The sequence below is a fragment of the Roseovarius aestuarii genome (genome assembly GCF_019966515.1).
GTDB lineage: Bacteria > Pseudomonadota > Alphaproteobacteria > Rhodobacterales > Rhodobacteraceae > Roseovarius > Roseovarius aestuarii.
Genome location: NZ_JAIMIB010000026.1, coordinates 25962 through 33111, shown reverse-complemented (window position 1 = coordinate 33111; position 7150 = coordinate 25962). Strand labels below are relative to the sequence as shown.

Below are 7150 nucleotides of genomic sequence, written 5' to 3'. Positions count from 1 at the left end.
GAGGTCTTTGACGCGATCTGGAAGGTGGGTGAACCGATGGGCCTGACGCCCTTTGGCCTGGCGGCGCTGGACATGGTCCGGATCGAGGCCGGGCTAATCTTTGCCGGATCTGAATTCGACGATCAGACCGACCCGTGGGAGGCCGGGATCGGTTTTACCGTGCCGCTGAAATCGAAAGAGGATGATTTCATCGGCCGGTCGGCGCTGGAAGAACGCAAGGCACATCCGCACCGCCAACTGGTGGGGCTTGAGCTGGAAGGCGGCATTGTCGCCTCGCCGGGCGATTGCGTGCGTATCGGCAAGGCGCAGGTCGGCGAGGTCACAAGCGCGATGAAATCACCCATTCTGGGCAAGAACATCGCCTTGGCGCGGGTGTCGGTCAGCCATGCGGAACTGGGCACCGAGCTTGAGATCGGGCAACTTGACGGGCTGCAAAAGCGCCTGAAAGCGCGGGTTGTGCGCTATCCGCATTTCGACCCGACCAAGGAGCGTGTCAAAAGCAATTACGACCAACCCTTGGTGCCTGCGGAGTAAGCGTTATTGCCAATACGGGGCTGCCGTGTCACGCAGGGCAGGTAATTCGATACTCAAGAAAGCCCTCCCATGCGTGCCGGCCTGACTGTACTTTGCCTCGCCTATGTGCTGAGCCAATTTTTTCGGGCGTTTTTGGCGGTTCTCAGTGGTGTTCTGGAACAGGATATCGGCGCAACGCCGGATGATTTGGCCTTTGCCTCGGGGTTATGGTTTCTGTCTTTCGCGGTGATGCAGATACCGGTGGGTTGGGCGCTGGACCGGATCGGGCCGCGACGCACTGCCTGGGTTTTGCTGTTACTGGGGGGCGCGGGCGGTGCGGCGGTTTTCGCGCTTGCCAGCACGGCCCTGCACATCAACATCGCGATGCTGCTGATCGGCGTGGGATGCTCGCCGGTCCTGATGGCTTCGTACTATATCTTTGCCCGGCAATTCCCGGCGGCGCAGTTCGCGACGCTGGCGGCGCTGATGCTGGGGGTCGGGTCGGTCGGCAATCTGGTGGCCTCTTACCCCATGGCCTGGGCTGCGGAAACCGTAGGATGGCGCTTGTCATTGTGGCTGCTGGCGGCGGCATCGGCTCTTGTGGCCCTTGGTATTGCGCTCACGGTCCGCGACCCGGAACCCGCCGCAAGCGATACGCAGGGTTCGCTTCTGGATCTTCTGAAAATGCCGGTGATCTGGGCGATATTACCGCTGGCCTTGGTCAACTATGCCCCGGCGGGTGCAGTGCGCGGTCTCTGGATCGGGCCCTATCTGCAGGACGTCTTCGGACTGAGTACATCACAGGTCGGGCAGGCGACGCTGGTAATGGGTATCGCGATGATCTGTGGGACGCTTTGTTACGGTCCGCTGGACCGGTTGTTCAAGACGCAGAAATGGGTTGTCTTCACCGGCAATATGATCTGCGTCGCTGCAATTTTGGCATTGTCGCTGAATGTGGCGGCAAATGCCGGGCTCTCGATTGCACTTTGTGCGGCACTTGGTTTTTTCGGTGGATCGTTCCCGGTTGTCATGGCCCATGGGCGAGGATTTTTCCCGCCGCATCTGGCGGGGCGGGGCGTGACCTTTCTGAACCTGTGCAGCATCGGCGGGGTAGGGGTGATGCAGTTCATCTCCGGGCCGCTTCACAACACGGCCTCGGCGCGTGGGGTCGAAGCCGGTTACAGCGCGGTATTTGCCTTTTTCGGATTGTCGCTGCTTGTCGGGACGCTGATCTACCTGTTCAGCCGTGACAGCACCAACTGACGCACCCCCTTTCCCCCGGCACGCTTAGACGTTAAGAGGCCGCAGCCAACCCTCTAACTCTGGAGAAAATCAAATGGGGTACAAGGTCGTCGTCGTAGGCGCCACCGGTAACGTGGGCCGCGAAATGCTGAACATCCTGGCCGAGCGCCAGTTTCCCGTGGATGAAATCACGGCACTTGCCAGCCGCAAGAGCCTGGGCACGGAAGTCAGCTTTGGCGACACGACACTCAAGACCAAGGATCTGGACGTTTTCGATTTCACCGGCTGGGATATCGCCCTTTTCGCCGTGGGTTCGGACGCGACCAAGATCTATGCCCCCAAGGCCGCCGCGGCGGGCTGTGTGGTGATCGACAACTCGTCGCTCTATCGCTACGATCCGGACGTGCCGCTGGTGGTGCCCGAGGTGAACCCCGAGGCGGTCGAGGGCTATGCGAAAAAGAACATCATCGCCAACCCTAACTGCTCAACTGCGCAGATGGTCGTAGCGCTGAAGCCGTTGCATGATCGCGCGACAATCAAACGCGTTGTGGTCAGCACTTATCAGTCGGTTTCCGGTAGCGGTAAGGACGCGATTGATGAGCTGTGGAACCAGACTAAAGGCGTATATGTTCCGGGCCAGGAAGTTGAGCCCAAGGTCTATACAAAACAGATCGCCTTCAACGTGATCCCGCATATTGATGTCTTCCTCGAAGACGGCTCGACCAAGGAAGAATGGAAGATGGTCGCCGAGACGAAAAAGATCGTCGATCCGGCCATCAAAGTCACGGCCACCTGTGTTCGTGTGCCGGTATTCGTTGGCCACTCCGAGGCGGTGAACATCGAATTCGAGGAATTTCTGGACGAAGATGAGGCGCGCGATATCCTGCGCGAAGCGCCGGGCATCATGGTAATCGACAAGCGCGAGAACGGCGGCTACGTCACGCCGATCGAATGTGTCGGTGATTTCGCCACGTTCATCAGCCGTATCCGGCAGGACAGCACCATTGAGAATGGTCTGAACCTGTGGTGCGTCAGTGACAACCTGCGCAAAGGTGCCGCATTGAACGCAGTCCAGATCGCCGAGACACTGGGCGCGCGGATGCTGAAAAAGGGCTGAGAGCCAAGGTCTACATCTGCCGGGGCAGCCAAGAGCTGCTCGGGCAGGCGGTCACCACCGGACGTACCGCAGAGTGCTGTTTTGGGCATAAATCTCTTGCCGGCAGATACCCGGCCATATCGCTTTGCCGTTGGCAATTTCGGACTGGACAGGGGGGTATATGGGCGCCATCGGGTATGTGCCAAGTTACGCCAGAGATCACAGTCCCAACGAAAGACCCGCCAGTTTCTACCGGCGGGTCCAGTTGTGAAAGGTTACTTTTTAAGGTTTGTCCAGATCGTATCGTAGACGGCCTGGGTTTCCTGATCGCAGACCTCGATGAAAACGCCGGTGCCGGCATCGGCGGGCGGATTGGATTCGGGCAACGTCGCCAGTGCTGGATCAAGGTGATCGGCGACGCCGGTCACGCCCGCGCCGTAGCGGGCATAGTTGGACACGGCGGCGATATTCTCGGGCTTAAGCAGGAAATCCATGAACTTGAGCGCGTTGTCGCGGTTAGGCGCGTCCTTGAGCAGAACGACGTTATCCATCCACACCACGTAGCCTTGCTGCGGAAAGGCATATTCAAGGTTGGCCCCTTCCTCGCGCGCCTTGGCGCCGAAGCCGTCATAGATCTGGCCCACGGCGGCGTCACCCGATACCAGAACTTCCTTCGCGGTATCTGAGTTGAACGAAGCCCAGTGGCCCTTGGCATCCTGCAACATTGCATTCAACGCCTTGAGCTGATCGCGATCGGTCGAGCATTGCGGAATGCCCATATGAAGCGAGGCCATTGCAAGAACTTCACCCTGACTGTCGAGCATGTTGATTTTGCCTGACAGCTCTTCGGGTGGATCGAACAGAATATCGGTGGTGTTGATCTCACCATCATAAACGTCGCGGTTTACCGAAAAGCTTGTCGAGCCCCACTGGTAGGGAATCGAATGCTGGCGGCCCGGATCGAAGCTCGGATCGGCCCATTCTTCGGCAATGTTGGCCTTGTTGGCCAGCTCGCCCTCGGCGATGGTATCGAGCAGGCCCTGATTGGCCATGATCTGCACCATGTAATCGCCGGGCACGGCCACGTCATAGGTGCCGATCGCGCCCGCCTTGAGCGAGGCCAGCAGCGCTTCGTTGCTGTCATAGGTGTCCATCACCACCTCTACGCCATGTTCCTCGGAGAATTTGTCCAGCAGTTCCTGGGGGATGTATTCGAACCAGTGGTAGATCACCAGTTTTCCTTCAGCGCTGGCGGCATTGGCGGCAAGAGCAAGCGCCATCGCGGTTGCCGTCGTCTTCAATAGTGTTTTCATGTTGGTCTCCCTGTTTTGGTTATTTGGTATTGTCGGATTTGCTGACGAAGTACGAAATTGTAACCATTATGATCGACACAGCCAAAAGCATTGTCGAAATGGCCATGATGTTGGGTTTGATGCCCTGCTTGACCGATCCGAAGATCGCCGTTGGCAGGGTCTCGACGCCTGCACCCTTGACGAAATTAGTGATGATGAAATCGTCAAGCGAGATAATGAAGGCCAGGATATAGCCCGAGATGATGCCGGGCCACATCAGTGGCAGCAGGATTCTGGTGAAAGCCTGACGTTTGGTGGCGTAAAGGTCCATCGCGGCCTGCTCGTAACTGTCCTCGATCCCTTGCATCCGGGCCGATATCGGCATGTAGGCAAAGGGGATGCAGAAGGCGATATGGGCCATGAGGATGGTCAGGTATCCGCGGGTGAAACCGATAGAATTGAAAAAGATCAGCGTGGCCACGGCAGTGACGATCTCGGGCACCATCAGCGGCAGGCTGATCAGCCCGAAGGATACAGTACGCAACTTGAACGTGCCGCCCCGCACCATCGCCGTGGCCGCCAGCGTTGCGATGGTGGTCGACACCGTGGCGGCGATGATGGCGATGGTGAAACTATTCCAGGCCGCGACCTTGAATTTCTCGGATTCCGGCCCGGTGAACACATCCGCGTACCAGCGGAAGCTGACGCCCTCCCAGTTGGTGATCGAGTTACTGTCATTCAGCGAATAGATGGTCACCACCACAAGCGGGGCATAGAGGATCACCAGACATAGGATTGTCATGGGCAGGAAGCCGGGAAAGGCCTTGATGTCGTATTTTCCACGCGCCATCAGCCTGCTCCCTTCTCGGTCTTGGCCTGCTGGCGCGCAAAAATCAGCAGGATGATAAGAACCATTGTCAGCAGGATCATCGACGCCGCCGCGCCGAAGGGCCAGTTACCGGCGTTGCCCTTGAACTGTTCTTCGATGAGCGATCCGATCATGAAGTTCTTGGCCCCGCCCAGCAGATCAGGCGCGAGGAACGATCCCAGCGAGGGCACAAAAACCAGAATACAGCCGGCAATCACCCCCGGCTTGACCGCCGGTAACAGGATGCGCCTGAGTGTCGTCATCTTGTTGGCATAAAGGTCGGCCGCGGCCTCGGAGAGGTTGAAATTATAGCGCTCGACCGATGCATAGATCGGCAGCACCATGAAGGGCAGGTAGGAATAGAACAGCCCCAGCTGCACCGCGAAATTGGTGTTCACGATATGGATCGGGCTGTCGATCAATCCGGTCGAGATCAGGAAATCATTCAGCGGGCCTTGGTCGCGCAGCATGAATTTCATGCTGACGGTACGGATCAGCAGGTTTACCCAATAGGGGATGGTGATCAGGAACACCCAGATCGGGCGCACATGCTCAGGCCGGGTAGCAATGAAATAGGCCGTCGGGAAACCGATCACCAAGCTCAGCAGCGTCGCGGCCCCGGCCTGCCAGATCGAGCGCCAGAAGATGTTGATATAGGTCCATTCGATGGCGCAGGGCTCGTCCCCGAACAACCCACGACTACAGAAGAATTGGTCATAGGCGGCAAAGGAGAATTCCCAGATCACGCCACCGCGGAATTCCTTGGTCAGGAAGGAATAGACCAGCATCATCAGCACGGGCGTCAGGATGAAGATGCCAAGCACCGCCCAGGCCGGTAGCAAGAGCCACGTCCTGGCCTCGGCATAGGTGTCCGACTTGGCGCTGCCGCCGCTTGCTGCCCCCGCCGCCATTAGTCGACCAGAAGGCGCGCGGCCTCCGCCTCCATGTTGACATAGGCCTGCGCACCGGGATCGAAAATGCGTTTGTTGCCCCGTTCGGAATTCGAGGTGCGCACGATCATCTGTGGCCCATCCGCCAGATCGATGATTGTCTGGATATCGGTGCCGACAAAAATATTGTCGCGGACCGTACCTTTGAGGCTCTCGGATTCCGTTGGCTCGTCCGACAGGAACAAGCGTTCGGGCCGTACCGACATATGCACCCTGGCACCCGCACCAACGCCTTCAACCTCGTTGCAGGTCAATTCGTGCCCCCCGCCCAGATGGCAGGTTGCACGACCACCCGCGATCTGATCGACCGAGACTTCCAGCAGGTTGGTCTCACCGATGAAATCGGCCACGAACATGTTGTGGGGCCGCTCATAGATATCCTTGGCCTCACCCAGTTGCTGCAACTTGCCGGCAGACATGACCGCAATCCGGTCGGACATGGTCAAGGCTTCTTCCTGATCGTGAGTGACGAAGATAAATGTAATACCGGTTTCGCGCTGTAGTTCCTTCAACTCGAACCGCATCGCCTGACGCAGCTTCAGATCCAGCGCCGACAGTGGTTCGTCCAGCAGCAGTACTTTCGGCTGCGGCGCCAGGGCGCGCGCAAGCGCCACGCGCTGTTGCTGCCCGCCGGAGAGCTGAGAAGGCTTACGGTCAGCAAATTGCGAAAGCTGTACAAGTTCGAGCATTTCACCCGCCCGTGCGCGCGCCTCGGATTTTGACCTGCCGCGCATTTCCAGGCCAAATCCGACGTTTTCGGTAACGGTCATATGGGGAAACAGCGCATAGTTTTGAAAGACCGTATTCACCGGACGCTTGTTGGGGGGAAGATCTTCGATCTCGTCACCAAAGAGAAAAATCGCCCCTTCGGTGACATCTTCAAACCCGGCAATCATCCGTAAAAGCGTGGTCTTGCCACAGCCTGAGGGTCCAAGCAGCGTGAAAAACTCATTGTCATAGATCGACAACGAAATCTTCTGCAGTGCGGTGAAGTCGCCGTAACGCTTTATCGCGTCTACAACATCTATTGCATTCGGCGTGTCTGACATTCCCTGATCCCTGTTGTTTTGTTTTCACCCGGTTTTATGTGTTTTTGGGCGGTGTTTTTTGCAAGCCTACCAACGGGCACCTTCGTGTAGCGGTTGCCACGAAAGTGCGCGCGCCGATTTCAGCCAGTGATGAGACATAA

7 protein-coding genes are annotated in these 7150 nt (G+C 57.9%); 3 read left to right on the top strand and 4 right to left on the bottom strand.

Going from position 1 to position 7150, the window contains the following annotated elements; all coding sequences use genetic code 11:
• The 3 genes from LC334_RS21040 to LC334_RS21030 all read left to right on the top strand — a co-directional run.
• Positions 1-534 (top strand): glycine cleavage T C-terminal barrel domain-containing protein (locus tag LC334_RS21040; protein ID WP_317850399.1); only part of this gene is annotated, 534 nt, incomplete at its 5' end.
• Between the two features lie 69 nt (positions 535-603).
• Positions 604-1776, top strand: a complete 1173-nt coding sequence (locus tag LC334_RS21035; protein ID WP_085802376.1) for an MFS transporter — start codon at positions 604-606, stop codon at positions 1774-1776.
• 73 nt (positions 1777-1849) lie between these two features.
• Positions 1850-2872 (top strand): aspartate-semialdehyde dehydrogenase, encoded by a 1023-nt coding sequence (locus LC334_RS21030; protein WP_085802377.1) that lies wholly within the window; start codon positions 1850-1852, stop codon positions 2870-2872.
• A gap of 254 nt (positions 2873-3126) precedes the next feature.
• Here the strand turns inward: LC334_RS21030 and LC334_RS21025 are convergent, their stop codons facing one another.
• The 4 genes from LC334_RS21025 to LC334_RS21010 are packed head-to-tail and all read right to left on the bottom strand — an operon-like array spanning position 3127 to position 7010.
• A complete protein-coding gene (locus tag LC334_RS21025) occupies positions 3127-4164 on the bottom strand; it encodes an extracellular solute-binding protein (RefSeq protein WP_085802378.1) in 1038 nt (345 codons plus the stop codon).
• A 19-nt stretch (positions 4165-4183) separates the two neighbouring features.
• Positions 4184-4993: an ABC transporter permease gene (locus LC334_RS21020; protein ID WP_085802379.1), complete on the bottom strand. Its 810-nt coding sequence runs from the start codon at positions 4991-4993 to the stop codon at positions 4184-4186.
• A complete protein-coding gene (locus LC334_RS21015) occupies positions 4993-5922 on the bottom strand; it encodes an ABC transporter permease (RefSeq protein WP_085802380.1) in 930 nt (309 codons plus the stop codon). Before LC334_RS21015 ends, LC334_RS21020 begins: the two co-directional genes overlap by 1 nt.
• Positions 5922-7010 carry an ABC transporter ATP-binding protein gene (locus LC334_RS21010; protein WP_085802381.1) on the bottom strand — a complete coding sequence of 363 codons (1089 nt, stop codon included), beginning with the start codon at positions 7008-7010 and terminating at the stop codon, positions 5922-5924. The genes LC334_RS21015 and LC334_RS21010 overlap by 1 nt, the downstream gene beginning before the upstream one ends.
• Positions 7011-7150: the final 140 nt, after the last annotated feature.